15 protein-coding genes and 1 pseudogene are annotated in these 23,692 nt (G+C 75.7%); 7 read left to right on the plus strand and 9 right to left on the minus strand.

Features of this window, described 5'->3' with window-relative positions; all coding sequences use genetic code 11:
- Positions 1-30 precede the first annotated feature (30 nt).
- Both AB0L34_RS04540 and AB0L34_RS04545 read right to left on the minus strand, forming a co-directional pair.
- Positions 31-2,538, minus strand: a complete 2,508-nt coding sequence (locus AB0L34_RS04540) for a bifunctional FO biosynthesis protein CofGH (RefSeq protein WP_363701842.1) — start codon at positions 2,536-2,538, stop codon at positions 31-33.
- 299 nt (positions 2,539-2,837) lie between these two features.
- Entirely contained in the window at positions 2,838-3,782 is a 945-nt protein-coding gene (locus AB0L34_RS04545; RefSeq protein ID WP_363701844.1) for a hypothetical protein, read from the minus strand.
- A 99-nt stretch (positions 3,783-3,881) separates the two neighbouring features.
- On the opposite strand from AB0L34_RS04545, the gene cofD reads away from it, so the two are divergent.
- The gene (gene cofD, locus AB0L34_RS04550) at positions 3,882-4,865 is read left to right on the plus strand and encodes a 2-phospho-L-lactate transferase (RefSeq protein ID WP_363701846.1); all 984 of its coding nucleotides are present in this window, start codon (positions 3,882-3,884) and stop codon (positions 4,863-4,865) included.
- Positions 4,862-5,950: a coenzyme F420-0:L-glutamate ligase gene (locus AB0L34_RS04555; RefSeq protein WP_363701848.1), complete on the plus strand. Its 1,089-nt coding sequence runs from the start codon at positions 4,862-4,864 to the stop codon at positions 5,948-5,950. The genes cofD and AB0L34_RS04555 overlap by 4 nt, the downstream gene beginning before the upstream one ends.
- A 77-nt stretch (positions 5,951-6,027) precedes the next feature.
- Here the strand turns inward: AB0L34_RS04555 and AB0L34_RS04560 are convergent, their stop codons facing one another.
- Together AB0L34_RS04560 and AB0L34_RS04565 are read right to left on the minus strand one after the other, a co-directional pair.
- Positions 6,028-7,032 (minus strand): helix-turn-helix domain-containing protein, encoded by a 1,005-nt coding sequence (locus AB0L34_RS04560; protein ID WP_363701850.1) that lies wholly within the window; start codon positions 7,030-7,032, stop codon positions 6,028-6,030.
- A 311-nt stretch (positions 7,033-7,343) separates the two neighbouring features.
- Positions 7,344-8,375, minus strand: a complete 1,032-nt coding sequence (locus AB0L34_RS04565) for a hypothetical protein (protein WP_363701852.1) — start codon at positions 8,373-8,375, stop codon at positions 7,344-7,346.
- Positions 8,376-8,414: 39 nt separating this feature from the next.
- Between AB0L34_RS04565 and AB0L34_RS04570 the strand changes: the two genes are divergently transcribed.
- The gene (locus AB0L34_RS04570; RefSeq protein WP_363701854.1) at positions 8,415-9,041 is read left to right on the plus strand and encodes an NUDIX domain-containing protein; all 627 of its coding nucleotides are present in this window, start codon (positions 8,415-8,417) and stop codon (positions 9,039-9,041) included.
- On the opposite strand, the gene AB0L34_RS04575 is transcribed toward AB0L34_RS04570, so the two are convergent.
- Together AB0L34_RS04575 and AB0L34_RS04580 are read right to left on the minus strand one after the other, a co-directional pair.
- Positions 9,010-10,101 carry a sugar phosphate nucleotidyltransferase gene (locus tag AB0L34_RS04575; RefSeq protein ID WP_363701856.1) on the minus strand — a complete coding sequence of 364 codons (1,092 nt, stop codon included), beginning with the start codon at positions 10,099-10,101 and terminating at the stop codon, positions 9,010-9,012. The genes AB0L34_RS04570 and AB0L34_RS04575 overlap by 32 nt on opposite strands.
- A 62-nt stretch (positions 10,102-10,163) precedes the next feature.
- Positions 10,164-11,309: a glycosyltransferase family 1 protein gene (locus AB0L34_RS04580; protein ID WP_363701858.1), complete on the minus strand. Its 1,146-nt coding sequence runs from the start codon at positions 11,307-11,309 to the stop codon at positions 10,164-10,166.
- A 150-nt stretch (positions 11,310-11,459) separates the two neighbouring features.
- Between AB0L34_RS04580 and AB0L34_RS04585 the strand changes: the two genes are divergently transcribed.
- The gene (locus AB0L34_RS04585; protein WP_357462470.1) at positions 11,460-12,140 is read left to right on the plus strand and encodes a TIGR03089 family protein; all 681 of its coding nucleotides are present in this window, start codon (positions 11,460-11,462) and stop codon (positions 12,138-12,140) included.
- Positions 12,141-12,187: 47 nt separating this feature from the next.
- On the opposite strand, the gene AB0L34_RS04590 is transcribed toward AB0L34_RS04585, so the two are convergent.
- Both AB0L34_RS04590 and AB0L34_RS04595 read right to left on the minus strand, forming a co-directional pair.
- A complete protein-coding gene (locus AB0L34_RS04590) occupies positions 12,188-14,176 on the minus strand; it encodes an acetoacetate--CoA ligase (RefSeq protein ID WP_363701860.1) in 1,989 nt (662 codons plus the stop codon).
- 203 nt (positions 14,177-14,379) lie between these two features.
- Positions 14,380-14,898, minus strand: coding sequence for an acyl-CoA thioesterase (locus AB0L34_RS04595; RefSeq protein WP_357462476.1), 519 nt, complete (start codon positions 14,896-14,898; stop codon positions 14,380-14,382).
- Between the two features lie 23 nt (positions 14,899-14,921).
- Between AB0L34_RS04595 and AB0L34_RS04600 the strand changes: the two genes are divergently transcribed.
- Positions 14,922-15,581 (plus strand): hypothetical protein, encoded by a 660-nt coding sequence (locus tag AB0L34_RS04600; RefSeq protein WP_357462479.1) that lies wholly within the window; start codon positions 14,922-14,924, stop codon positions 15,579-15,581.
- Between the two features lie 41 nt (positions 15,582-15,622).
- Here AB0L34_RS04600 and AB0L34_RS04605 read toward each other — a convergent pair whose 3' ends face one another.
- Positions 15,623-16,786, minus strand: coding sequence for an acyl-CoA dehydrogenase family protein (locus tag AB0L34_RS04605; protein WP_357462482.1), 1,164 nt, complete (start codon positions 16,784-16,786; stop codon positions 15,623-15,625).
- A gap of 247 nt (positions 16,787-17,033) precedes the next feature.
- Here AB0L34_RS04605 and AB0L34_RS04610 point away from each other — a divergent pair, with 247 nt between their 5' ends.
- Positions 17,034-18,461, plus strand: a complete 1,428-nt coding sequence (locus AB0L34_RS04610) for a UDP-glucose/GDP-mannose dehydrogenase family protein (protein WP_350703284.1) — start codon at positions 17,034-17,036, stop codon at positions 18,459-18,461.
- A gap of 164 nt (positions 18,462-18,625) precedes the next feature.
- Positions 18,626-23,539: pseudogene (locus tag AB0L34_RS04615) on the plus strand (permease); the annotation flags it as partial.
- Positions 23,540-23,692 lie beyond the last annotated feature (153 nt).

Here is a 23,692-nt window from a genome sequence, read left to right on the forward strand (position 1 = left end):
ACCCGCGCCCGGCCGGCAACAGGTAAAGCCCTACGGCCGGGGGCTGCCGTACGCGGTCGTGCGCTTGCGGGCCGGGCGTCCGGCGGCCGCCGCGATGGCGATCAACTGCTCCTCGGTACGCGCCGAACCGTTGCCGGAACCGGCCATCCGGGAGATCGTCTCCTCCATCAGCGTGCCGCCGAGGTCGTTGCAGCCGCCCCGCAGCATCGCCGCCGTGCCCTCGTCGCCGAGCTTCACCCAGGAGCACTGGATGTTGTCGATCCGGCCGTGCAACAGCAGCCGGGCCATCGCGTGCACCACCCGGTTCTCCCGCCAGGTCGGCCCGGGGCGGGCGATGCCGGCCAGGTAGATCGGCGCGTTGGTGTGCACGAACGGCAGCGCCACGAACTCGGTGAAGCCGCCCGTGCGGTCCTGCAACCCGGCCAGCACCCGGAAGTGCGCGAGCCACTGCGCGGGGTGGTCCACGTGGCCGTACATCATCGTGGAGCTGGACCGGATGCCCAGCTCGTGGGCCGTGCCGACCACCTCGACCCAGGCGGCGGCCGGCAGCTTGCCCTTCGTGAGCACCCAGCGCACGTCGTCGTCGAGGATCTCGGCGGCGGTGCCCGGGATGGTGTCCAGCCCGGCGTCGCGCAGCCCGGTCAGCCACTCCCGCACGGACACGCCGGCCTTGGCGGCGGCGGTGACGATCTCCATCGGCGAGAACGCGTGCACGTGCATCCCCGGCACCCGCGCCTTGATCGCCCGGACCAGGTCGGCGTAGACGGTCACCGGCAGCTTCGGGTCGATGCCGCCCTGGAGGCAGACCTCGCTGGCACCGGCCGCCCACGCCTCCTCGGCCCGGTCGGCGACCTGCTCCACCGAGAGCCGGTACGCGTCGGCGTCCCGCTCCCGCTGCGCGAAGGCGCAGAACCGGCACCCGACATAGCAGACGTTGCTGAAGTTGATGTTGCGGTTGACCACGTACGTCACGTCGTCGCCGACCGCCGCCCGGCGGACGTCGTCGGCGAGCCGGCACAGCTCGTCGAGCGCCGGCCCGTCGGCGGCGAACAGCGCCAGCGCGGCGTCGGCGTGCCGCGGGTCGAGCAGCGCCGCCGGGTCGTCGGCGGCCAGCCGCAGCCCGGCCCGCAGGTCGCGGTCGGTCCCGCCCCCGCCCCCGGCGGTGACCTTGCCGGCCACCTCCGACCAGTCGCCGTAGACGTGGTCGAAGTCGCCGCGCCGGTCGCCGGTGCGCCCGGTGGTGTCGATGGTGGCGTGCAGGTCGGTCCGGCCGCCGTACGTCTCGTCGGGCTCCTGCCAGGGGCGGCCCACCGGCCGCGCCTCCTCGACGGCCAGCCCGGTCGCCGGGTCGGCCAGCGCGCCGACGTGCGGCAGCAGGCGCGGGTCGAGCCACGGGTCGCCGGCCCGCACGTACTCGGGGTAGATCGTCAGCCGCTCGCGCAGCGTGAACCCGGACTTCTCCGTCTGCCGGGCCAGCTCGTCCACGTGGGGCCAGGGACGCTCGGGGTTGACGTGGTCCGGGGTCAGCGGGGAGACGCCGCCCCAGTCGTCGATGCCGGCCCGCAGCAGCAGGTCGTACTCGCCCTCGATGAGGTTCGGCGGGGCCTGGATGCGGGCCTTCGGCCCGAGCAGCACCCGGGCCACCGCCACCGTGGCGGCCAGGTCGTGCAGCTCCGCGTCGGGCATCCCGCGCATCGCCGTGTCCGGCTTGGCGCGGAAGTTCTGCACGATCACCTCCTGGAGGTGGCCGTACTCCCGGTGGGCGCGCCGGATGGCGAAGATCGCGTCGACCCGCTCGGCGGGGGTCTCGCCGATGCCGATCAGGATGCCGGTCGTGAACGGCACCCCGACGCGGCCCGCGTCGTCGAGCACCCGGAGCCGGACCGCCGGCTCCTTGTCCGGCGAGCCGAAGTGCGGGCCGCCCGGCTCCGACCAGAGCCGCGTCGCCGTGGTCTCCAGCATCATCCCCATGCTGGGCGCGACGGGCTTCAGCCGCTGCAGCTCCGACCAGGACAGCACGCCCGGGTTCAGGTGCGGCAGCAGCCCGGTCTCCTCCAGCACCGCCACCGCGCAGGCGCGCAGGTAGTCCAGGGTGGAGTCGTAGCCGCGCTCGTCCAGCCACTGCCGGGCCGCCGGCCAGCGCTCCTCCGGCCGGTCGCCGAGCGTGAACAGGGCCTCCTTGCAGCCCTGGGCCGCGCCCGCCCGCGCGATGGCGAGAACCTCGTCGCGGTCGAGGAACGCCGCCGGCAGCCGGTGCGGCACGGTGGCGAACGTGCAGTAGTGGCAGCGGTCCCGGCACAGCCGGGTGAGGGGGATGAAGACCTTCTTCGAGTACGTCACCACGCCCGGCCGCCCGGCCTCGCGCAGCCCGGCGTCGCGGACCGCGCCGGCGACGTCGAGCAGCTCGTCCAGCGCGTCGCCCCGGGCGCTCAGCAGCGCGGTGGCCTCGTCGGCGTCGAGCGCCCGCCCGGTCGCCGCCCGGCGCAGCGCCCGCCGCACGCTCGCGTCACTCGGGCCGGGCTCGGTGCGATCAACCATCCGCCCAGCCTAAGCGCTCGCCGGCCGCACCCCGCCCGCCCGGCCCACACCGTGAACATGGGCACGCACCCCTCGTCCCGCCGCCGGGCCGGCCCCCGAACCGACCCCGGCCGGGCGACGGGCACCGGAGGCCGGGGGCCGGACCCCGGGCACCGGGCACCGGGCACCGGAGGCGAGCGCCGGGCGCCGGACGCAGGGGCCGGACGCAGGGGCCGGGGGCTGGGGGCCGGGCGTCCGGGGAGACGCGAGCGCCCCGCACGTGGTCGTGCGGGGCGCTCGGATGCGGTGGTGCCGCCCGGTCAGCGCGGGGCGTCGGGGGTGTCGCCCGGGTTGATGCGCTGGGTGTGGTCCGGCTCCCCGTCCGTGGGGCGCGGAATCGCCTGGGTGGGCTCGACGGACTGGCGCGGGATCGCCTGGGTCGGTTCGGCCGAGGGCGGCGGCCCGAACGGCGGGGCGGTCGGCGACGGCCCGAACGGGGGCGCCGACTGCGGCGCGGTGGCGGCCGGCGGGCCCGGCTGCGGCGCCGGGTTGAACGGCGGGGTCGCCTGCGGGCCGCCGAACGGCGCCGGCTGCTGGCCGTACGGGGCGCCGTACGGGCCGGGGGCCGGCCAGGCGCCCGGCTGACCGGGGATCTGCTGGCCAGGCTGACCCGGCTGACCGGGGACCGGCTGGCCCGGCTGACCCGGGGCCGGGTAGCCGCCCTGCTGCTGCGGCCAACCGGGCTGCGGCTGGCCGTACACGCCGGGCTGGGCCTTCGGCTTCGGGACGTAGTACAGGGTGCGCCAGATCTTGAAGACGACGAACGCGGCGAGCGCGAGGAGCCCCAGCCAGGCCACCCGGGAGAGCAGGCCGAGGAAGGCGTCGAGGACCTCGCCCTGGGACAGCAGTTCGAGCGTCCAGACCAGGAAGGTCAGCACGCCGAACAGCGCGCTGAACGCGTACTCACCGAGGGCGACCTGGGTGATCAGTTTCGCCTTCGGCGCCGGGGGGCGCACGTGCGTGGCGAGCAGCACGGCCAGCAGCGGCAGGGCCACCGTGTCGATACCGACGAAGGCGGGGAAGGCGTTGCCCGCCCGGCTCGCGAAGGGTACGTACTCGGCCGGCGTCAGCAACCGGATCAGGCCGACGAAGAGGAACACGGCGTTCGCACCGAGGAGCACGAGCGCGGCGAGTTCACGCAGCGGCTTGGTCAGTTGGCTGGCCTGCGTCGCGTCGGTGGACGCGGGCTCGGCGGGGCTGGTCACGGGATCCCCCTCGGGGCGAAAGCGGACAGTTGCCGACGTGAGCCTAGTCTCCCGGGCCAGCGGCGGATCCGAGGCGGCTCGTGCGCGAGGATGTTCGACATGCGCATCGTGGTTCTGACGGGCGGCATCGGGGGCGCCCGCTTCCTGCTCGGCGTCCGGGCGTACGCCCGCGAGGTCGGCGCCGAGGTGACCGCCGTGGTCAACGTCGGTGACGACCTGTTCCTGCACGGGCTCAAGGTGTGCCCCGACCTGGACAGCGTCATGTACACGCTGGGCGGCGGCGCCGACCCCGAGCGGGGCTGGGGCCGCGTCGACGAGAGCTGGACGGTCAAGCAGGAACTGGCCGCGTACGGCGCCGAGCCGACCTGGTTCGGGCTCGGCGACCGGGACGTCGCCACCCACCTGGTGCGCACGACCATGCTCAACGCCGGCTACCCGCTCCACGCGGTCACCGAGGCGCTCGCCACCCGCTGGCAGCCCGGCGTACGTCTGCTGCCGGCGACCGACGACCGCCTGGAGACGCACGTGGTGGTGAGCGGGCCGGCGGTCGCGGGGGAATCCGGCGCGGACGGGCCCGACGGCGGCCAGCGGGCGATCCACTTCCAGGAGTGGTGGGTACGCCACCGCGGGAACGTCCCCACCCACCGGTTCGTCTTCGTCGGCGCGGAGACGGCGAAGCCGGCGCCCGGCGTCGTGGAGGCGATCGCCGGGGCCGACGTGGTGCTGATCGCGCCGAGCAACCCCGTGGTGAGCATCGCCCCGATCCTGGCCGTGCCCGGGCTGCGCGAGGCGGTCGCCGACGGCCCCGCCCCGGTGGTCGGCGTCTCGCCGATCATCGGCGGCGCGCCGGTGCGCGGCATGGCGGACCGCTGCCTGGAGGTGCTCGGGGTCGAGTGCAGCGCGGCCGGGGTGGGCCGCCTCTACGGCGGCCGGGCGGCCGGCGGGCTGCTCGACGGCTGGCTGGTCGCCGAGGAGGACGCCGGCGTCGTGGTGCCGGAGGTGACGGTGCGCGCGGTGCCGCTGCTGATGACCGACGAGACGGCGACGGCGGCCATGGTCCGCGCCGCGCTGGAGCTGACATGAGGCTGGAGATCCTGCCGGTGCCGGGCATCGGTCACGTGTCCGAGGGCGACGACCTGGCCGCCCTGATCGCGAACGCCGCGCCGTGGCTGCGCGACGGCGACGTGCTGGTGGTGACCAGCAAGATCGTCTCGAAGTCCGAGGGGCGGCTGGTGGACGTCCCGGCGGACGGGCCGGAGCGGCTCGCCGCGCGGGACGAGGTGCTGGCCGCCGAGACGGCGCGGGTGGTGGCGACCCGGGGCGCGACCCGGATCGTGCAGACCCACCACGGCTTCGTGATGGCCTCGGCCGGGATCGACGCCTCGAACGTCGACAAGACCCGGCTGGTGCTGCTCCCGGCGGACCCGGACGCCTCGGCCCGGGCGCTGCGCGCCGCCCTGCGCGACCGCTACCACGTCGACGTCGCGGTGATCATCACCGACACGATGGGCCGGCCCTGGCGCAACGGGCTCACCGACGTGGCGCTCGGCGTCGCCGGCATGGACGCGATCCGCGACCACCGGGGCGAGGTCGACCCGTACGGCAACGAACTCCAGCTCACCCAGATGGCGGTCGTGGACGAGCTGGCCGGCGCGGGCGAGCTGATCAAGGGCAAGTGCGACCAGGTGCCGGTCGCCGTGGTGCGCGGCTACCTCACCGCGCCCCGGCCGGACGACGGCGCCGGCGCGGCGACGCTGGTCCGGGACGCCGCGATGGACCTCTTCTCGCTGGGCACCGCCGAGGCGAAGGCGGCCGGACTGGCCGCCGCCGCCACCCTGCCGGACGCCCCCAATCCGGCCCCGCCCGACCGGGACGCGGTGCGGCGGGCGATCGCCGCGGTCGCCGGCGTGGTCGCGCCCGGCACGGAGTTCACCCTCGTCACCGACGAGGCCGTGCGCGCCGGGATGGTCACCGCCGTGCCCGGCTGGCCGGCGGAGGCGACGGCGCTGGTGCTCGGCTCCCCGGCCGCCCCGGCCGGCCCGGCCGAGCTGGTCCGCTTCGGCGCCGACCTGCACCGCCTGCGCGCCGCCCTGGCGGCGGAGGGCGTCGCCTCGCTCCCGCTCCCCCCGCCCGCCGGCACCCCCGCCGCCGCCTGCCTGGCCCTCTGACGGGCCTCCCGCCCCCGGTTCCCCGCCCCGCCCGCGCGGCGGGTGCGAGGTGGACGGCGCGGGAGCGGGCTCGGCGCTCAGGAGTTGAGCATCGCCCGCCCCAGTGGGGTGAGGGTGTGCAGGACGGTGTTGCGGTCGCGGTGGCTGACCAGCAGGCCGGCATTGCGCAGCACGGTGGTGTGCTGGCTGGCGGCGGCCGGTGAGATGTTCAGCCGGCGGGCCACCTCCCCGGTGGTGCAGCCGTCGTCGCTGACCGCCAGCACGGCGGCCCGGGTGCGGCCGAGCAGCGCGGCCAGCGCCTCCCGTCCGGTGTCCGGCGTGCCCGGGCCGGCGCCCTCGGCGGGCGCCGGCAGCAGCCCGCCCAGCCGGTCCACCGGGTAGACCAGGACCGGGGGCAGCGCCGGGTCGAGCAGGGCCACCGGGGTGGGCGCGCAGAAGAACGAGGGCACCAGCAGCAGGCCGCGCCCGTCCAGGTGCAGCTCGCGGCTGTGCGGGTAGCCGCGGACCTGGAGCACCCCGGACTCCCAGTGCATGGCCGGCCGCAGGCTGGCCAGCAGCCCCTCCACCCCGCCGTCGAGCAGCGCCCGGGCCCGCCGGGACCGGTCGGCCTCCACGGCCGCCTGGATCCGGGCCCAGTACGGGTCGATCGCCAGGTCGCGGTACTGCGCCATCGCGCCGGTCAGGTCGCGCAGCGTGCCCGGCTCGCCCCGGGCCACCGCGGCGGCGCCGGCCGGCAGGGTGTGGCCGGTGGCGAGCAGCGACAGGTCGCGGTGCAGCAGCGACACGGGAGTGCTCCGGACCGCCTCCATGCCGGCCTCGAACCCGGACAGGCTCTGGTAGGGGGTGAGGAAGTCGGGGAAGTAGCCGCGGGGCGGATTGAGCGACAGGAGGAGCCTCAGGCCGGGGGACCCGACGCCCTGGCGCAGTGCCCGGGTCACGCTGCGCCGCCAGCCCGCCAGCAGCGGGTCCCGGCCGCGGCCCGGCAGCAGGTGCAGACTGAGGACCAGTTCCCACACCGGGTCCGCAGCCGGAGCCACCCGGGTCCGGAGGATGTCCTCGGCGGAGAAATAGATCTTCAGCATGGAGTGCTCCCGTGTCGCCCGGCCGGGGGGATGCCGGGTAACCGTTGCAGCCTACCCGGGCGGCACTTATCTCCGTCTTTAAGCCTGAGCTGAAAAACCTCGACGTCCATGGTGGCGGTTGGGCATGCTTCCACTGCCCGCACGGGGACGGGCGCGTCGGCGACGCGCTCGCGGACCGGGGCGCCCTGGGGGACGGGGAGGACCGGGGGGCCGGGCGGCACCACGAGGGTCTGCGGGGGTCTGCTCCGCAGAGGTGCCGTCCGGCCACCCGCCCGCCGTGGCTCCCCCGGCGTCGGCCGGCGCCCGCCCGTTCACCCCACCCAGAGCGCCACGCGGTGGTCCTCGTCGGTGACGTAGAAGCTGCGCCCGTCCAGCTCGGCCAGCCCCTCCACGTGGTGGAACGGCGCCAGGTCGGCCACCAGCTCGCCGGGGACCAGATGCCCGTCGCCGGGCGGCGGGAACCGGACGTGCCGGGAGGTGACGTCGCCGCCGGTCGGGTGGTCGTCGAGCAGCACCGAGCCCTTGCCGAGCGCGTCGATGGACCCGACGACCGCCGCGTAGCCGTCGTCGGTGGGGGCGACCGCCCGGAAGCCGGCGAGCGCGCCGGGCGGGGTCACCCCGGTCAACACGTACGCGCCCACGGCCTCCGGCCAGGCCGGCACGGGGTCGAACATGCCCGGCACGCCGGTCAGCTCGACCAGGATCGGCTCGCCGTCGGCCGTGACCGGGAAGCGGAGCCCGATCAGGACGCTGCCGGCCGGCGTGAAGGCGGCAGCCTCGACGTTCAGCGGCAGGTCGTCGGGGACGAGTCGGCTGACCCAGCCCTTCGACCGGGCGGTGCCGCGCGCGACGGTCTCCCCGATGAACCGGGCCCGCACCCGCGCGCCCGGCGGCAGCGGGGTGAAAGGCGCCTTGAGCAGCGCGTCGTTGACCGCCCGGTGCAGCCGGAACCGGTTGCGCACCACCTGCACCGGCAGCGTGCCGCCCGCCGCGTCGTCCTCCCGGAACCGGGCCACGAAGGCGCGTCGCGGGCGCAGCGGGCCGCCCTTCGAGCCGAAGTGCGAGCCGAAGACGTAGACCCAGCCGTCGTGGTGGGCCAGGGCCTCGCCGTCCTCCGTCCGGCCGTTCTCGGCCCCGGCGTCGGCGGTCACGTGCCGGGCGACCCACTCGCCGTCGTCGCGCTCCAGCAGCAGGGCCAGGCAGCGCTCCACCGGCCCCTCGTCGAGCACCGTCCAGAAGCCGCGCCGGGCGCCGTGCGCGCGCAGCAACGCCACGGAGCGCACCGGCAGCAGGTCGCTGGCCTCGTTGCCGGCGACGACGAACTCCAGCAGTCGCAGGGTCACCCGGCCAGGGTACGAAGCGCCGGCTCGTACAGTGTCGCCATGCCCGAATCCCCCACCGCCGCCGCCGACCCCCGGACGTCGCCGCCGACGGACGCCGAGGCGTACGCGGCGCTGCACGCCGACGCCGTCGCCACGCTGGAGTGCTGGGAGCCGACCGGCCCGGCCGCCGCCGAGGCCCGGGACCGCACCGTGCGGCTGCTGGCCGCCGGGCCGGTGGCGATGAGCCGGGCGCACCGGGCCGGGCACGTCACGGCGAGCGCGCTGGTGCTCGACGCCACCGGGTCGCGGGTGCTGCTCTGCCTGCACGGCAAGTTTCGGAAGTGGGTGCAGCTCGGCGGGCACTGCGAGCCGGCCGACCGGACCCTCGCCGGCGCCGCCCTGCGCGAGGCCGGCGAGGAGTCCGGGATCGCGGGCCTGCGGATCGACCCGGTCCCGATCGACGTGGACATCCACCCGGTGAACTGCCAGGGCGGCTCCCTGCACTACGACGTCCGGTTCGCCGTCCTCGCCCCGCCCGCCGCGACGGAACGGGTCAGCGACGAGTCCGAGGCGCTGGCCTGGTTCCCGCCGGACCACCTGCCGGAGCCGCTGGCCGGCGGGACGGCGAAGCTGGTCGCCCCGGCCCTGGCGGCACTCAGACGAGCCCCTCTTCGCCCCGCTCCTTGAGCTCGTCGACGATCTTCTTGACGTCCTGCGCCCGGTCGCGCGGGCAGACCAGCAGCGCGTCCGGGGTGTCGACGACGATCAGGTCGTGCACTCCGACGGTGGCCACCAGCCGCCCGGAGTGCGGCACCACGACCAGCCCGGTGCTGTCCCGCAGCAGCACCCCGGGCTTGGCGTCGCCGCCGAGCACCACGTTGCCGTCCGGGTCGGCCGGCAGCACCTCGCCCAGCGTGTGGAAGTCGCCGACGTCGTTCCAGCCGAAGTCGCCCGGCACCGTGGCCACCCGCCCGGCGGTCGCCGCGCCCTCCATCACCGCGTAGTCGACGGAGATCTTCGGCAGCGTCGGCCAGACCGTGCCGAGCACGTCGTCCTGCCCCTCGGTGCCCCACGCCTCGGCGATCGCGACGATCCCGGCGTGCAGGGCGGGCTGCTGGCGGGCCAGCTCGGCGAGGAACACGTCGACCCGCCAGACGAACATGCTGGCGTTCCAGAGGTGCCGCCCGGAGCGCAGGTACGCCTCCGCCACCTCGGCGCTCGGCTTCTCCTTGAACTCGGCGACCGGGCGCAGCGGGCCGCCGTCGACCGGGTCGCCGGTCTGGAGGTAGCCGTAGCCGGTCTCGGCCCGCGTCGGGGTGATGCCCACCGTCATCAGCAGGCCCTGCTCGGCGCCGCGTACCGCCTCCCGGACGACCTCCCGCCACCGCTCCGGGTCGCCGATCAGGTGGTCGGCCGCGAAGGAGCCCATCACCGCCTCCGGGTCGCGCCGCGCGATGACGGCGGCGGCCAGGGCGATCGCCGCGCAGGAGTCCCGGGGCGACGGCTCGACCAGGATGTTCTCCTCCGGCAGCCCGGTCAGCTGGCGCGCCACCGCCGCGACGTGCGCGGTCCCGGTGACCACCAGGGTGCGCTCGGCGGTGGTCAGCGGGCCCAGCCGCTCGACCGTGGCCTGGAGCAGCGAGACGGCGGAACCGGTCAGCGGGTGGAGGAACTTGGGGTGGCCGGCACGGGACAGCGGCCACAACCTCGTGCCGCTGCCACCCGCCGGGATGACGGCGTAGAGCATCAGCACATCATGCCCGAACCGGGCCCGACCGGACGCCGGGTTGCCACCCCGCCGCTCCGGGATCAGGCGCGCGCCCGGCTCCAGGCGGCGATGTGCACCTCGGCGCTGGACTCCCAGGTGAACTCCTTGGCCCGGTCGAAACCGGCCTTGGCCAGGGACAACCGCCGCTGCTCGTCGTCGAGCAGCGCCGCCAGGTCCGCGGCGATCTGGTCGGGGGCCTCGCTGGTGTACGCCACCGCGTCGCCGCCCACCTCCGGCAGCGACAGCCGGGGCGTGGTGAGCACCGGCGCGGCGCACGCCATCGCCTCCAGGATCGGCAGGCCGAAACCCTCCCCGTAGGACGGGTAGGCGGCCACCAGCGCCCCGCCGAGGAAGCCGGGCAGGTCCGCGTAGCGCAGGTAGCCCGGGCGCAGCAGCCGCAGGTGCGACGGCACCTCCGCCACCGCGCGGTCGATGTCGTCGTCGTGCCCCTGGCCGCCGGCGACCACCAGGGCCGGCGGGTTCTCCCGGTCGGCCACCGCCCGGGCCCAGCCGCGGATCAGGTTGGGCACGTTCTTGCGCGGCTCCTTGGCCCCGAGGAAGGCGACGTAGCTGCTCCCCCCGAGCCCCAGCCGGGCGCGGACCCGGGCCTTCTCCTCCTCGCTGGGCGCGTGGAAGGCGGCGTGGTCGACCCCGTGGTAGGCGACGTCGATCCGGGTCGGGTCGGCGTCGAGCAACCGGATCAGCTCGTCGCGGGTGGCCTTGCTCGGCACGATCACCCGGTCGGCGCGGCGCAGGGAGGTCTTGATGGCGCTGCGGAAGAACGTGCGCCGGGACTTGTCGTAGTGCTCCGGCTCGGTGAAGAACGTCGCGTCGTGCACGGTCACCGTGACCGGGCAGCCGGCGCGCAGCGGGCAGGTGTAGAAGGGCGAGTGCAGCACCTGCGCGCCCACCTGCTGGGCGAGCAGCGGCAGGCCGGTCTGCTCCCAGGCGAGCCGGGCGGGGCGGTGCGCGACGGCGGCCGGGGCGGGGATGATCTCCGCGCCGGGCAGCATCCGGGTGTAGCGCTCCAGGTCGGTGCGGAGGCTGACCACGGCCAGCTCCACCCCCGACCCGCACACCTTGCCGAGGGCGCCGAGCAGGCCGTCGACGTATCGACCGACACCGCCACGGTCGGCGGGGACACTCGTGGCGTCGATGAGCACGCGGGGCGGGCGACCGGCGGTCACGGGGCGACTCCTTGCACTGCGATCTGTGGGGAACAACACTCCGGGGCAAGCCTACGCCGGAGCCCGGGTCGGACGCTGACTGCGACCCGACGGTATGCCGACTTGTCGTTGTCTTCGAGTACGGCCGGCGGGGGCGTATCGTTCGCGCCGATGGCCGACAACATTGCCCGGGTGTTCGCCGACGCGATCGCGCCCGACCCGACCCGACCGCTGCTGACCTGGTACGACGACGCCACCGGCGAGCGGACCGAACTCTCCGGCGCGACGCTGGCGAACTGGGTGGCCAAGACGGCCAACCTGCTCGTGGACGAGGTGGCCGTGGGCCCCGGCGACACGGCCGGGGTGCTGCTCCCGCCGCACTGGCAGACCGCGGCGGTGCTGCTCGGATGCTGGTCGGCCGGGCTCCGGGTGGCCGACACGCCGGGCGACGTGGAGGTGCTCTTCGCCGCCGTCGCGCGGCTCGCCGAGGCGGACGCCTGGTCGGCCGGCGAGCGGTACGTCCTCGCCCTCGACCCGTTCGCCCTGCCGATGCGGCAGGTGCCGCCCGGCTTCGCCGACTACGTCTCGGAGGTGCGCGCGCACGGGGACCACTTCACCCCGTACGCCGCCGGCGGCGAGGAGCTGGTGGAGCGCGCGCGGCGGCGCGCGGGCGAGCTGGGCATCGCCCGCGACGACCGCGTCCTGGTCGACACGGGGGCGCATCCCGACCCGGTCGACTGGCTGCTCGCCCCGCTGGCGGCCGGCGCCAGCTCGGTCCTCTGCGCCAACCTCGATCGGTCCCGCGTCGCCTCCCGCACGACCACGGAGAAGGTCACCCGCACCCTTGCCTGACCCCGCCCCTGCCGGGGATGCGGCCCGGCAGGGTGGACGCGGTCGGGTCAGGCGGGGGTGGACTCCGGGTGGGTGGCGCGGCGCTGGGCGAGCGCGGCGAACGCCGACAGGGACTCCGGGTTGGCCAGGGCGCCCTTGGCCGCCGCCGAGTCGACCGGGGTGCCGGTGAGGATCTTCTTCACCGGCACCTCCAGCTTCTTCGCCGAGAGGGTGCGCGGCACGGCGCGGACCTGGTGGATCTCGTCCGGGACGTGCCGCGGCGACAGGGCGGTACGCAGCTCCCGGCAGATCGTCTTCCGCAGCGCGTCGTCCAGCTCCAGGCCCTCGGCGAGCACCACGAACAGCAGCAGCTCGCCGGCGCCGCCCTCGTCGTCCTCCAGGTGCACCACCACCGAGTCGACGACCTCGTCCAGCCCCTCGACGACCGAGTAGAACTCGGCGGTGCCCAGCCGCACGCCGCCCCGGTTGAGGGTGGCGTCGGAGCGGCCCGTGATCACGCAGCCGCCCCGGTCGTTGATCGTGATCCAGTCGCCGTGCCGCCAGACGCCCGGGTAGAGGTCGAAGTACGCCTCCCGGTAGCGGGCGCCGTCCGGGTCGTTCCAGAAGCCCACCGGCATGCTCGGCATCGGCTCGGTGATCACCAGCTCGCCCAGTTGGCCGATCACCGGGGTGCCGTCGGCCGAGCGGGCCTCCACCTTGGCGCCCAGCGCCCGACAGGTGATCTCCCCGGCGTGCACCGCCAGCAGCGGCACCCCGCCCACGAAGCCGGTGCAGACGTCCGTGCCGCCGGAGAGCGACTGGAGCTGGAGGTCGTCGCCGACGGTCTCGTACACCCAGGTGAAGCCCTCGGCGGGCAGCGGGGCGCCGGTCGAGCCGACCCCGCGCAGCGCGGTCAGGTCGGCGATCTCCCTCGGCACCAGCCCCGCCTTGCGGCAGGCCAGCAGGAACGGCGCGGACGTGCCGAAGTACGTGGTGCCGGTCTCCTCCGCCAGCCGCCACAGCGCGCCCAGGTCGGGGTGGCCCGGGTTGCCGTCGAACAGCACGATCGCCGCGCCCACCGCCGGCCCGGAGACCAGGAAGTTCCACATCATCCAGCCGGTGGTGGTGAACCAGAAGAACCGGTCCGCCGGGCCCAGGTCGTGGTGCAGGGCCAGCATCTTCAGGTGCTCCAGCAGGATGCCGCCGTGGCCGTGCACGATCGGCTTGGGCAGCCCGGTCGTGCCGGAGGAGTAGAGCACGTAGAGCGGGTGGTCGAAGGCGACCGGGGTGAAGGTCAGCGGCTCGTCGGTCTCGGCGGCCAGGTCGGACCAGGCGAGCGCGCCCTCGGGCGGCGGGCCGGCCGGGTCGAGGTAGGCGATGCCGACGGTGTGCGCCAGCGACGGCAGGGCCGCCCGGATCGCGGCCACCTCGCCGCGCCGGTCCACCGGCTTCTCGCCGTACCGGTAGCCGTCCACGGCGACGAGGACCTTCGGCTCGATCTGCTGCCAGCGGTCGGTGACGCTGCGGGTGCCGAACTCGGGCGCGCAGGAGGAGAAGATCGCGCCCAGGCTGCTGGTGGCCAGCAGCAGCACGTACGTCTCGGGGATGTTCGGCGCGTACGCGGCCACCCGGTCGCCGGCGGTGACGCCGAGCCGGCGCAGCCCGGCCGCCACCCGGCGGACCTGCTCGCGCAGCCCGGCGGCGGTGAGGGTGACCGGCGCCCGGGTCTGGCCGTGCGCGATCACCACCGGGTCGTCGTCGGCCCGGCCGGGCATCCGCAGCACGTTCTCGGCGTAGTTGAGGGTGGCGCCGGGGAACCAGCGGGCGCCGGGCATCCCCCGGTCGGTCAGCGTGGCGGTCGGCGGGGTGTGGGCGACCACCTCGAAGTGGTCCCAGACCGACTGCCAGAACGCCTCCAGGTCGGTGACCGACCAACGCCACAGCTCGTCGTAGTCGGCGAAGTCCACGCCCCGGTGCTCACGCAGCCAGCGCAGGTAGTTCCCGATCCGGGACCGCTCGCGTACGTCCGCCGGCGGCGTCCACAGCACGTCACCCACTGCTCCACCCTCCCCCTGGCCCCGCACGACACTGTGAAATGGGCCGTGGCGCCATCTTGCCCTACCTCGAAGCGCCATTCTCCGCACCCGGCCCCCGTCGGCGCACGTGCGGAACCCACATGCCCCACCACCACCCTGTGTGGGAAGTGCCAGGAAGGGCCCCTCCGCACGGCTGCGGTGACGAAGGAGCCCTTCCCGACGCCTCAGCCGGCGCGGTGGGCCTGGATGGCGCGGCGGCGGGCGAGGCGGTGGGCCCGGCGGATCTCCGCCTCCCGGAACCGCCGCTCGTCCTCCGGGGTCTCCGGCAGCACCGGCCGGACCGCCCGTGGCGCGCCGCCCACGTCGACGCCCACGAAGACGAGGTACGCGGTGGCCACCCCGACCGGCTCGTCCTCGGCCGAGTCCCACCGCTCGGCCACCACCCGGACGCCCACCTCCATCGAGGTCTGCCCGGTCCAGTTCACCTGGGCGTGCGCGTGCACCAGGTCGCCGACCCGGACCGCCTCGGCGAAGACGATCTCGTCGATGGCCGCGGTGACCGCCGTGCCGCCGCTGTGCCGGGCGGCCGCCGCCCCCGCCACGTCGTCGATGAACTTCATCAGCACCCCGCCGTGCACGGTGCCGTAGAGGTTGACGTCGACGGCGGTCATGATCCGGCTCAGGGTGACCCGGGAGTACGAGGTCGGCTTACCGGCCGGCGCGGTGGAGGGGTGCTCGGTCATGTCGGAAACGGTACGGTGCGCGGATGCGACATCTCTGGAGCTTCCTCGCCGGGCTGGTGGTGGCACCCGTCACGTGGGTGCTGGTCGCCCTCGGGCAGGACGGGTCGGCGGGCACCGTCGACCGTTGGGTCGAGATCGGCACGTCCAACTCGGCCAATCTCATCGAGCCTGCCGTCTACCTCGCCGTCGGCGGGATCCTGCTCGGCCTGCTCGCCACGCTGCGCATCTCACCGCTCGGCCCGCTGGTGGCCGGGCTGCTGCTCGCCGCCCCGTACGTGGGGATGTTCGCCGCGCCCTTCGAGGTGCGGGACCGCATCCCGGACGGCTGGAAGGTCTTCGGTGACCCCCTGCCGCTGCACGCGCCGGTGGAGAACGGCACCCTCTTCCTGATCGGCCTGCTGCTGATCATGGCGACGTTCAGCGGGCAGCGCTGGCGCCGGTGGCCGCGCCCGGCCGCCGAGGTGGCGCCGGAGCCCGCGACCGGCCCGGAACGGGACGACTTCACCCTGACCGACTGGCCCTCGGCCGGCTCGGCCGACCAGGACACCGCCCCGCTGACCCTGGGCTACCCGGACGACTCGACGCCGACCGAGCCGCTGCCCCGCCGCACCGGCGGCGAGTCGCCGTGGTCGGCGCCGCCGCGCACCGGCAACCGGCCGGAGGACACGACCGAGATCCGGTGACACGTCGGGCGGGCCGGGAGACCGGCCCGCCCGACGGCCGGTCAGTCCTTGAGGAGCTGGCGGGCCATCACGATGCGCTGCACCTGGTTGGTGCCCTCGTAGATCTGGGTGATCTTGGCGTCGCGCATCATCCGCTCGACCGGGTAGTCCCGGGTGTAGCCGTAGCCGCCGAGCAGCTGCACCGCGTCGGTGGTGATCTCCATGGCCGCGTCCGAGGCGAAGCACTTGGCCGCCGCGCCGAAGTAGGTCAGGTCGGCGTCGCCGCGCTCCGACTTGCCGGCGGCGGCGTACGTCAACTGTCGGGCCGCCTCCAGCTTCATGCCCATGTCGGCGAGCATGAACTGGACGCCCTGGAACTCGGCGACCGCCTTGCCGAACTGCTTGCGCTCCTGCACGTACCCCTTGGCGTAGTCGAGCGCCCCCTGGGCGATGCCGAGGGCCTGCGCGGCGATGGTGACCCGGGTGTGGTCCAGCGTCCGCATCGCGGTGGCGAAGCCGGTGCCCTCGGCGCCGATCATGCGGTCCGCCGGGATCCGGACGTTGTCCAGGTAGACCTCGCGGGTCGGCGAGCCCTTGACGCCGAGCTTCTTCTCCGGGGCGCCGAAGCTGACCCCGGCGTCGGACTTCTCCACCACGAACGCGGAGATGCCCCGGGACCGGGCCGTCGGGTCGGTCACCGCGAAGACCGTGTAGAACTCCGAGACCCCGGCGTTGGTGATCCAGCGCTTGACGCCGTTGAGCACCCAGTGATCGCCGTCACGCACGGCGCGGGTGGTCATCGAGGCCGCGTCGCTGCCCGCCTCCGGCTCGGAGAGGCAGTACGAGAACATCGCGTCGCCCGACGCGACCCGGCTCAGGTAGCGGCGCTTGAGCTCCTCCGAGCCCGCCAGCAGCAGCGGCATGGTGCCCAGCTTGTTGACCGCGGGGATCAGCGAGGACGACGCGCAGGCCCGCGCCACCTCCTCGATCACAATGGCCGTGGCCAGGGCGTCCGCGCCCGCGCCGCCGTACTCGACGGGGATGTGCGGGGCGTGGAAGTCCGCGGCGCGCAACGCGTCGTAGGACGCCTTCGGGAACTCACCGGTCTCGTCCGCCTCGGCCGCATGCGGGGCCACCTTGGCCGCACAGACCTCACGGACCGCCTCCCGGATCGCCTCGTGCTCCTCCGGCAACCGGTAGACGTCGAACGACTGCTCTGCGGCCATGTCGGCCCCTCCCCTTCACCGCTATCATGCGCAGTCTGTAGCGTCTTGTGACCGTCGACGGCGCAGACTGAAGGATAGCGACCAAACCCAGGCGATGTTACCGCCGCGTAGGCTATGGCACGACGAGCGTCGACGCCGCCCGGCGATGATGGAAGTGACAGGCATAGAGTCCCTCCGGTGCCCGCCCAGGCGCCGCAGCAGAACGCGACGCGACGACGCGGCGCCAGCGCGAGCGGAGAAGACAGGCGTGACGATCCCGTACCCGAACACCCAGCCGATGCCCGCCATCGCCGCGGTGACGCCCCCGTCGGGCGCGCAGCGGCCACGGGTGACCTTCCTGGGCACCGGCTACCTCGGTGCGACGTACGCCATCTGCTACGCCGAACTGGGCTACGAGGTCCTCGGCTTCGACGTCGACGCCGACAAGATCGCCATGCTGAACGCCGGCGAGGTGCCGATCCACGAGCCGGGCCTGGACGAGCTGCTCAAGCGCAACCTGGCGGCCGGGCGGCTGCGGTTCAGCACGGACATCGCCGAGGTCGCCGAATTCGGCGACGTGCACTTCATCTGCGTCGGCACGCCGCAGATCGCCGACGGCATGGGCGCCGACCTGTCGTACGTCGAGGCGTCGGTCACCAGCCTGGCCCAGCACCTGACCCGCAAGGCGCTGATCGTCGGCAAGTCCACCGTGCCGGTCGGCACCGCCGAGTGGGTCGAGCAGCTGGTGAGCAAGCACACCCCCGCCGACCTCGGCGTCGAGGTGGCGTGGAGCCCCGAGTTCCTCCAGGAGGGCTTCGCCGTCGACGACGTGCTGCGGCCCAACCGGATCGTGGTCGGCGTCAAGAGCGAGTGGGCCAACGGCATGCTCTACGCCGCCCACAAGGGCGTCTTCGACCTGGCCGCCACGGAGGACCGCGAGGTGCCCCTGGTGGTCACCGACTTCGCGACCGCCGAGCTGGTCAAGGTCGCCGCCAACGCCTTCCTGGCCACCAAGATCTCCTTCATCAACGCGATGGCCGAGGTCTGCGAGGCCGCCGGCGGCGACGTCACCCACCTCGCCCGGGCCATCGGCTTCGACCCCCGCATCGGCAACCGCTTCCTCCAGGCCGGGCTCGGCTTCGGCGGCGCCTGCCTGCCCAAGGACATCCGGGCCTTCCAGGCCCGCGCCCAGGAGCTCGGCGCCGGGGAGGCGCTGCGCTTCCTGCACGAGGTCGACCTGATCAACATGCGCCGCCGGACCCGGGTCGTCCAGCTCGCCGCCGAGCTGCTCGGCCGCCGGTCCGGGCCGGCCGGGCCGGACCTGTCCGGCACCCGGATCGCCGTGCTCGGCGCGACCTTCAAGCCCAACACCGACGACGTACGCGACGCCCCGGCGCTCGCCGTCGCGTCGCTGCTGCGCAAGGCCGGCGCCGACGTCCACGTCTACGACCCGCAGGGCATGGAGCGGGCCCGCGCGGTGGCCCCCGAGCTGGTCTACGAGCCCGGCATCAACGAGGCCGTGACCGGCGCCGACCTCGTCTGCGTGCTCACCGAGTGGGCCGACTTCCGCAACGCCGACCCCGTCGCCCTCGGCGAGCTGGCCGCCGGCCGCCGGGTGGTCGACGGGCGCAACTGCCTGGACTCGGCACTGTGGACGCAGGCCGGCTGGGAGTACCGCGGCATGGGCCGCCCCTGACCATCGACCGCTGAGACGGCCGGCCGTGGAGCACGCTCCGCGACCGGCCGTTCGCCGTCCGCCCTGACGATCTTTGCCCCGGACCCGCCGACAACTGTCGAAATCCGCGCCCGCATTCGGCATGCTGCCAAGGTGGGAGTCCACAGTGCGGGTGGAGGGGTGTCGTGGCGAGCTTTCAGTGCTCCTCGTGCGGCCAGGAGATCAAACCGGCCGTCAGCTGCCCGCACTGCGGCGCGCACCAGCCACAGTGGGTCGAGCACCTGGCGGAGATCGAGCGGTCCATCGCGGAGATGAAGGCCCGCGAGGCCGCCATCGCCAGCGAGCAGCGGCAGATCGCCGCCAAGATGCAGGCCGCACTCTTCCAGCGGGACATCCTCGCGCACGCCGGTGAGGAACGTCTCAAGCAGGCCACCCGCCCCCGCCGGGTGCTGCGCCGCCGGCCCGGCCGCCGCCCGCCCACCGCCGCCACCGGCGCACCGCCCCGGGTGCCCCGGCAGGGCACCCCGGCCGGCCCGGAGGAGCCGCCCCCGCCGCCGAGCGCCACCTGGCTCGACGCCGACGACCCGGAGCATCCGCCGGAGGCGTCCTCCCGCGAGGTGCAGAACATCCCCCTCGGGCTCGGCGCGCTGCTGCTCGGCGTCGCCGCGGTGGTCTTCGCCGCGGTGGCCACCAGCTCGATGGACGCGCTGGCCCGGCTGGGCATCCTGCTGCTCGCGACCGTGCTGATGCTGCTCGCCCCGCCCGTGCTGGCACGGCGCGGGCTCACCTCGACCGCCGAGACCATCTCCGCCGTCGGCCTGCTGCTGGTGCCGCTCGCCGGCTACGCGCTGTGGGCGGTGGACCGGATCGGCAACGGCGGCGCCTCGGGTGCCGTCTTCGCCGGGGTGATCTTCGCCGTCACCGCCGGCGTCTCCTTCGGCTACGCGGGCTGGACGGGGCTGCGCGCGCCCCGGTTCGCCGCCGTGCTGGCCGCCCAGCCGGTGCTGCCGCTGTTCGCGTACGACCGGGTCACCGGCCCCGGCGGCTGGGCGCTGGTGCTGACCGCGGTGGCCGTGCTCGACCTCTGGCTGGCCCGGTCACCGGTCACGGTGGAGCGGCCGATCCGCCGGGACCTGCCCGAGCCGCCGGCCGCCCCCGCCGCGTCGGCGGCACCGGCCACGCCCCGCCAGCGTCGCGCCGAGGGCCGGCCGGAGGGGGCCCCGGAGGAGGCCGGCGAGGTGCTCGACGGTGACCCGCCGGAGCAGGCGACGCCGGCCCCGGCCGCCCGGGCGGTGCCGTGGCTGCGCGAGCTGACCTGGACGCTGCACGGGGTGGCGGTCGCCGTCGCCCTCGCGTACGCCGTCTCCGCCCTGCTGCGGGCGACCACCGTGCCGGCCGCGACCGGAGCGGGGCTGGTGCTGTTGCTGGCCGCCGCCGTGGGCCTGGCCGGGACGCTGGTGCTGCGCCGACCGCCGTTGCCCGACCTCGGCGCCGGGATCTTCACCCTGGCCGTGATCGGCGCGCTGAGCCGGATCGCCTCGGTGGCGCTACCCGGCCGGGCGCTGCTGCTGATCGCGGCGGTCATCACCGTCACCGGGCTCGCCGTGCGGGCGGTGCCGGAGGCCGCCCGGCGCGGCCCGCAGCTCGCCTCGGCGGTGGCGCTCACGGTCAGCGGGGTGGTCGTCGCCGGCGGGGCCCTGCGCGCCGGCGTCGCCCCCGTCCGAGCCGCGCTGCCGGCCTGGGCGGCCGACCTCGACCGCTACCCGGCCGAGCTGGCCGCGGCGGTCGGTCCGGCCGCCTGGCAGCTCGCCGCGAGCGCCTTCCTGCTGACCGTGGCCGCGGTGCTGGCCCTGCCGCCGGAGATCCGCCGGGAGTTCGCGGTGGTCGGCGCGGCGCTGACCGCGCTCTCCGTACCGGCGTCGTTCGGTCTCGGGTGGGCGGTGGCGCCTTGGCCGATGGTGCTGACCGCGATCGGCATCGGGGTCGTCGGGCTCTCCGCCCGGACCGAACGGGCGGCGGTGGCGCACGCGGCCGCCGCGGCCGGCGTCGGGCTGTTCGGGGCGGGGGCCGCCCTGGCCCGGCCGGCGCTGACGACCGCGGCCCTGCTCGCGCTCTTCGCCGCCGGGGTGCTGGTCGCCGTGGCGCCCCGGATGCGGCTCGCCCCGGCCGCGGCCGACACCGTCTCGGCCTGGGCCGCCGGCGGCGCGGCGTTCGCGCTGCCGGGCGCGGTGGCCGCCTTCGTCGCCGCCACCGTGCCGACCGACCCGACGCCCACCCCGGCGAGCCTGCGCGAGGCCACCGTCCCGGTGCTGGCGGCCAGCTTCCTGGCGGTCTGCGTCACCCTCGGCTACGCCGCCATCGTGCAGGTGTCCCAGCGGCACGTCCCGGCACCGCTGGCGGTGGGCACCGCCCTGGGCACGGTCGTGGTCACCGCCGCCGCGTTCGGGGCCCCCGGCGCCACCGCCGCCGACGCCTGGGTCGGTGGGCTGCTGCTCGTCGCCGCCGCGATGGTGGTGTTCGCCGGCCCCATCGACGCGGGCCGGCGCTCCGACCTCGCCCTGGACGGCTCCGACCTCGCCGCCGCGGCGGTGACCGCCGCCCTGATCGCCACCCTCGCCCGGATCGCGGCGGTGCTCGCCCCCGGCGGCCAGCTCGCCGTCGCCGCCGGGCTGGTGCTGGTGGTCGCGGTGGCCGCCCGCGCGATGCCCGAGGAGTGGCGGCGCGGGCCGATCCTCGGCCTCACCGTCGGCGGCGTGCTCATCGGCGTGCTGGCCGGCTGGAGCGCGCTGCGCGGCGGGCTGGGGGTGCTCGCCACCCCCGGCCCGATCTGGGCCGGCGACCTGACCGGCTGGCCGGCCGCGCCGACCGGCGGGTCGGCGTGGCAGGCGCCGGTCGCGCTGGCCCTGCTCGGCGTCGCCGCCGCGGTCCTGCTGCCGCCACCGTGGAAGTACGACGTGTCGGGGGCGGCAGCCGTGCTCGCCACGATCGGCGCGCCGGCCGCGTTCGACCTGCCGTGGTGGTCGCCGGTCCTGGTCGGCGGCATGGTCGCCACGGTCTTCGGGACGGCCGCCGTGGCGGCGACCGACCCGCGTGCCGGGCTGTCCCGGGCGGTCGTGGCGGGCGTGGTGGCCCTGCACGCCGCCGGGGCCGGCCTGGTCCGGCCGTGGACCACCGCGCTGGCGCTGGGCAGCATCGCGCTGATCGGCGTGGTGGTGGCGGCGCTGGCCCGGACGCTGGCCGTGCCGCTGGTCGACGACATCGAGGCCGAGGGGATGCCGCCGCACCTGGCGCAGATCGGGGGCGCCGCCGCCGGCGCCGCCCTGCTCGCGTCCCCGGGCGCGGTCGCGGCGCTGGCGGCCGAGTTCGGCCGCTCGCCGGAGGTGGTGCTCACCGCCGCGCTGGCCGCGTCCAGCCTGGGCCTGGCGGCGATGGCCGCCGCCCGGCGGCGGGTTCCGCAGTACCTGCCCTGGGCGAGCGCGGCGGTGGCCGGCGGCGCCACCGTGACCGCGCTGGCCGCCGTCCCCGCCGGGCTGCCCGTCGGGGTCTACGCCGCCGCCGCGGCCCTGCTCGGGGTGCTCGCCGAGCTGGCCCGCGGCGCGACCGAACCGCCGGCCGGCTCGGCCCAGCCGGTACGGCGCTGGTCGGTGCTGCTCGACGGGGCGCTGCGGCGGCTGCCGGACGACGGCACGCGGCGTTGGCGGCTCAGCCCTGCCGCCGGCGCGCTCGCCGTCGCCGCGCTGCCCACCGTCCTGGCGCTGGTGTCGATCGCGCCGGCCCTGGTCGTCGCCCTGGTGGAGCCGCACCGCGGCCTCGCCCGGGTCTGGCAGGGGCCACCGCCGGAGCTGCTCACCCCGCCGCCCGGCGCGGTCGACCCGACCCACGTGCTGACCGCGCTGCTGCTCACCGCGACCGCCGCGCTGGCCGCCACCGGGTTCAGCGGCGGCCGGCGCTCCCGGGCGGTGCCCGTGGTGCTGCCCGGCGCGGCCGTGACCCTGCTGATCACCCCGGTGGCGCTGGGCAACGGCTGGCCGGCGAGCACCCTCGCGGCGCTGGCCGTGTTCACCATCTCGATGCTGGGCCTGGCGCTGACCCCACCCCCGCCGCTGGTCGAGCCGGCCCGTTCCCTGCGGCTGACCCGGGTGCTGGTCTTCGCCATCGGGCTGGCCGCCGGGGGCGCGGGGCTCGCCGGCAGCCTCGCCACGCGGGAGCTGACGCTCTTCACGCTCGGCGGCGCGGTCGGCGTCGGCACGGTGGCGGCGCTGTTCGGCACCACCCAGCGGGCACGCATCCTCGGCTGGCTCTTCGCCTCGCTGATGGCGCAGCTGTTCGTGCTCACCGTCGGGCTGGTGGCCGGGCTCGCGGCGGTCTGGTCCGCCTTCGGCGTGCTGGCGGTCGGCGCGGCCCTGCAGGTGTTCGCCGCGACCCTGCCCCGGCTCCGCCGTCCCGAGGCCCAACGCGAGGCGGCCACCGTGGAGTGGAGCGGGCACGCCGCCGCCCTGATCGCCCTGGCCCTGGCCTTCGACTCGCCCCGGCACATCGCGGCGCTGCTGGCCGCCTGGGGCGCGGTCCTCGGCGTCGCGGCCACCCGGCCGGGCCGCCGGCCGGTGGAGCGGCGCATCCTGTTCTGGGCGGTGGTGGTCTGCGAGATCGCCGCCTGGTGGATCATGATGCGGGTGGCCGACGTGGCGCTGCCGGAGGCGTACACGCTGCCCTTCGCGGCGCTCGCCCTGCTCGTCGGGGTGCTGGAGCTGCGGCACCGGCCCGACCTGAGCAGCTGGGTCGCGTACGGGCCGGCGCTGGTCACCGCGTTCGTGCCGACCCTGGCGATCGTGCTGGCCACCGACTCCAGCACGCTGCGCCAGGTGCTGCTGCTGCTCGGCGCGGTCGCGGTGCTCATCTTCGGCTCGACGAGCCAGCAGCAGGCGCCGGTGATCGTCGGCGCGGCCGTCACCGCGATCGCGGCGGTGCACGCGCTGTTCAGCCTCGGGCCGTGGCTGGCGCTGATCCCGGTCGGGCTCCTGCTGCTGGTGCTCGGCGCGAGCAACGAGCGCCGCCGCCGCGCCCAGGAGCGCCTCCAGACGGCTCTGCGCGGCATGCGGTGGTGGTGGGCGCGCCCCGCTGGGCGCCCCCCCACAACCCCCCCCCCCCCAACCCCCCCACAACAGCAAAAATGACCCGCCACACACCATCCGCCCCCCCCACCCCCCCCGCGGGGGCCCGCCCCCGCCGGCGCGCCGCTCGGCGACGGACAG

The sequence above is a fragment of the Micromonospora sp. NPDC052213 genome (genome assembly GCF_040679695.1).
GTDB lineage: Bacteria > Actinomycetota > Actinomycetes > Mycobacteriales > Micromonosporaceae > Micromonospora.

What these genes read in the sequence shown, in the direction of transcription:
- AB0L34_RS04540 (WP_363701842.1), bottom strand. Translation starts at nt 2,538, where the DNA reads ATGGTTGATCGCACCGAGCCCGGCCCGAGTGACGCGAGCGTGCGGCGG.
- cofD (WP_363701846.1), top strand. Translation starts at nt 3,882, where the DNA reads ATGCGCATCGTGGTTCTGACGGGCGGCATCGGGGGCGCCCGCTTCCTG.
- AB0L34_RS04555 (WP_363701848.1), top strand. Translation starts at nt 4,862, where the DNA reads ATGAGGCTGGAGATCCTGCCGGTGCCGGGCATCGGTCACGTGTCCGAG.
- AB0L34_RS04560 (WP_363701850.1), bottom strand. Translation starts at nt 7,032, where the DNA reads ATGCTGAAGATCTATTTCTCCGCCGAGGACATCCTCCGGACCCGGGTG.
- AB0L34_RS04570 (WP_363701854.1), top strand. Translation starts at nt 8,415, where the DNA reads ATGCCCGAATCCCCCACCGCCGCCGCCGACCCCCGGACGTCGCCGCCG.
- AB0L34_RS04575 (WP_363701856.1), bottom strand. Translation starts at nt 10,101, where the DNA reads ATGCTCTACGCCGTCATCCCGGCGGGTGGCAGCGGCACGAGGTTGTGG.
- AB0L34_RS04585 (WP_357462470.1), top strand. Translation starts at nt 11,460, where the DNA reads ATGGCCGACAACATTGCCCGGGTGTTCGCCGACGCGATCGCGCCCGAC.
- AB0L34_RS04595 (WP_357462476.1), bottom strand. Translation starts at nt 14,898, where the DNA reads ATGACCGAGCACCCCTCCACCGCGCCGGCCGGTAAGCCGACCTCGTAC.
- AB0L34_RS04600 (WP_357462479.1), top strand. Translation starts at nt 14,922, where the DNA reads ATGCGACATCTCTGGAGCTTCCTCGCCGGGCTGGTGGTGGCACCCGTC.
- AB0L34_RS04605 (WP_357462482.1), bottom strand. Translation starts at nt 16,786, where the DNA reads ATGGCCGCAGAGCAGTCGTTCGACGTCTACCGGTTGCCGGAGGAGCAC.